The organism is Treponema sp. R6D11 (genome assembly GCF_054786075.1).
In genome coordinates this window covers 1-626 of sequence record NZ_BDHD01000589.1, presented here as the reverse complement: position 1 = coordinate 626, position 626 = coordinate 1, and the positions used below count along the sequence as shown (strand labels likewise).

The 626-nt window shown below is 45.7% G+C and carries 2 protein-coding genes; both read left to right on the top strand.

The window, feature by feature from the left end:
- Positions 1-108, top strand: a 108-nt coding sequence (locus tag ACYVTD_RS14880; RefSeq protein ID WP_461248493.1) for a PLP-dependent transferase, incomplete at its 5' end; no start/stop codon positions are given.
- Positions 109-210: 102 nt separating this feature from the next.
- Positions 211-626 (top strand): ATP-binding cassette domain-containing protein (locus ACYVTD_RS14875; protein WP_461248492.1); only part of this gene is annotated, 416 nt, incomplete at its 3' end.

Genomic DNA, 626 nt, shown 5'->3' with positions numbered 1-626 from the left:
CAGCAGAAAGAAGGAGGGCTTTCGCCAGATTTGATCCGCCTGTCCATCGGCATTGAGCATATCGACGATATTATCGAAGCGTTGGAAGAAGGTATTAGCAAGTCATAAAAAGGAGCGGCAGGGGTTGAGATTTTCAGCCCCTGCATTTTTTAAAAAAAAAGTGTATAATCAAGTAAGAGTAAATCGGTACGGGAGGCCTCGTAAGGCGCGATGATCGAAGTGTTAAACATAAAAAAATCTTTTAACGCAAACGTGATTCTTAACGGATTAAGCTTTAGGATTAACAAGGGGGACGTTCTTACAATAATAGGGCCGAGCGGCGCGGGAAAGACCACCCTGCTGCGGTGCATCGACTTTCTTGAACGCGCCGATGAAGGAACTCTTGTTTTCGAAAATGAAAGTTATGATTTTACCGCCGTTTCCAAAGCCCAAATATACTCGATACGAAAAAGAATCGGCTTTGTTTTTCAAAGTTACAACCTGTTTAACAATAAGACGGCGTTGGGCAACGTAATGGAAGGTTTACTGGCCCGAAAAATCCCCAAACCCGAAGCGGAACGTATCGCGAAAGAGGCGCTGGACAAGGTGGGGCTTTCCGACCGCCATGACTACTACCCTAGCCAGCT